The following is a 2,186-nucleotide window of genomic DNA, read 5'->3' as shown; positions in this document are numbered from 1 at the left end:
GTGTTTTCATCTTACCACCACACATAATCCTATGGGTGACATGGTATTTATATTTTTTGGTATATTGTATATTGGTTAAATAGTATAAAGATTTATAAGCTATGCTCTGAAAAAATAGAAACCATGAAAAGTGAAAAGGTCAACACAAGCGTCAATATCGATGCAAAAAAGTTCAAACTCTTCAAAGTCATCGCAATGCTAAAATTCGAGAAAACACCAATTACCTCCGCATGGGAAGAAGCCATAGACTTGTTTATCCAGAGAAATAAAGAATATCTTGACGAAATTAAAGAATAAACCAATGAAACTCTTTCTTCTGCCCCCCTCGGTGTTTTCATCTTACCACCACACACTAAAGGGGGGCACCTATATCATAAATGTTGGTTTTTTTGTTTACTTTTGATCCTATTTTGACATATTATTTCATATAATGATAATACATTAACCTTTATGGTCAATGCCAAGAAATAAACATATGGACGCGTGTTTCTGCCATCAATTAATGCCCTACCTTCTTTTTTCTTTTTTCAGTCATTTTTGGGGGAGACTATGCCCCACCCCAGATGTTTAAGTCCATTTAAACAACAAGGTTTCCCTAATGGTCTTCCCGTCTTTGTTGCAGATACGTAATCCCATATGACCCAATCTTTTAATTCAAAACCTTTGACATTTAGAAGGTAGTGGCCGTACCATTTCCCATCCCTGCATTTCACCTTGCAATGCTCGATACGGGTCTCGTATCCCATCTCAAGGAACACCTTCTCGAACAATTGACACGCATCCGTACAATTGATGCCAGTGGTTGTCATCCGTCGGAGGGCCTCCTCACTGCTGAACTGATCATTATAATAATAGTTGTACTTGCATTTCTCTGACACCAACCTGTACAATTCACTTGCATCAAGGAAGAGGCCGATCTCCTGTATCACTCTCCGAGTCCACTTCCCATCCAATCGTGGGAGGGGCCTCATGGACTCGATCATCACATAGGAGGGCTCACGGCCTTTATCCGCCTTGAACCTGTCATACCTGCGTAGCATGTCCTTGAAGGTTGCGAGATTCACATAGTCCCCGCTTCTCCCCAGAGGGTCGAGGTAGATGAGGGCTGGTTCACGGCCAGTCTTTTTCTTGAACGCCCCATATCTGCGTAGCATATCCTTGAATTTCTTCAACTCCACCTTGCCTTTCTTTAACTCCATGAAGGATCACCAACCATAAACAGCCACCTTGCCGGTCAGGACACCGTCCTGGCTTGAAATATTTAATGAATTAACATTAGATGATGTATTCGTCCATTGAGCAATATGCTCTGCCCTGAAAAAGTATTCCCCGCCTATTATATTGTTTTCATTGACAAACAGCCTCCTAATCCCATTTTTAAGTGAAATCAATATATTCCCAATATTCAAACATTGGACATTCAATGATTCCCCCCTTGCGAACAAAGGGTAAGGGAACGGCCAATTGGACAAACGTTGATGTCCACCACTCGAATCCGTATAATGCATGTAATTAGAGTAGTTCCCCATAGCGGTGTCCCCATTCGGGTATATAGCAAAATATGGGTTTGATCCAGAAGAGTAAGTCACGATAACAGCATATTCAATCCTCAAGAAATCATAACCGTCCGGGGCAAGAGTGAATGACTGAACGGGACTCAGAAACTCCAAATCATCAAGTAAAACCCAGTGCGTGCAACCACCACCCCCACCCGAGCTTATTCCCAGAAACTCCAAGAGGGCCTCCCTATCAACCATGTGCTGATCATCATTCCAATCCCCCGCCGTCACCGGGCCATTAATCTTCCGATTATGCCAGATCATAGACTATGCACCCGCCACACTAAACGATCCACATATCCATTCCCCGGGATGATCAGAGACAACGCAGGCTTATTCACAAAATCAGATGCCTTCACATACTTCCCAGTCATCACTCGCAACTCATTAGCACTAAAAACAGTACACGCCATAGTCAAAGATGACCCTTGCAGATATCCCTCCAACCTGCCACCTAACAATGCATTCCCCTCCGTCAATGGACTTGGAAGAGTGAAGAGGGGGAGGCCGGGGCCACTCGTAGCACCATAACTTGGCCCCGAGGCAGAAAGAAGGAAATATGACCCAGAATACCTCGACTCAGTACTATCACTATCCACCCGCAGATAAACAGGAGCATCATTCGAA

3 protein-coding genes are annotated in these 2,186 nt (G+C 43.5%); 1 reads left to right on the top strand and 2 read right to left on the bottom strand.

Features of this window, described 5'->3' with window-relative positions; genetic code table 11:
* Positions 1-123: 123 nt before the first annotated feature.
* Entirely contained in the window at positions 124-297 is a 174-nt protein-coding gene (locus ACPLJI_RS08975; protein ID WP_424741276.1) for a hypothetical protein, read from the top strand.
* A gap of 230 nt (positions 298-527) precedes the next feature.
* Here the strand turns inward: ACPLJI_RS08975 and ACPLJI_RS08970 are convergent, their stop codons facing one another.
* Together ACPLJI_RS08970 and ACPLJI_RS08965 are read right to left on the bottom strand one after the other, a co-directional pair.
* Entirely contained in the window at positions 528-1,199 is a 672-nt protein-coding gene (locus ACPLJI_RS08970) for a pseudomurein-binding repeat-containing protein (protein WP_424741275.1), read from the bottom strand.
* 6 nt (positions 1,200-1,205) lie between these two features.
* On the bottom strand, positions 1,206-1,757 hold the full coding sequence (locus tag ACPLJI_RS08965) for a hypothetical protein (RefSeq protein ID WP_424741274.1): 552 nt from the start codon (positions 1,755-1,757) through the stop codon (positions 1,206-1,208).
* Between the last annotated feature and the right edge of the window lie 429 nt (positions 1,758-2,186).

It is taken from the genome of Methanothermobacter sp., assembly GCF_049720995.1.
Lineage (GTDB): Archaea > Methanobacteriota > Methanobacteria > Methanobacteriales > Methanothermobacteraceae > Methanothermobacter.
This window is presented reverse-complemented; position numbering and strand designations above follow the sequence as displayed.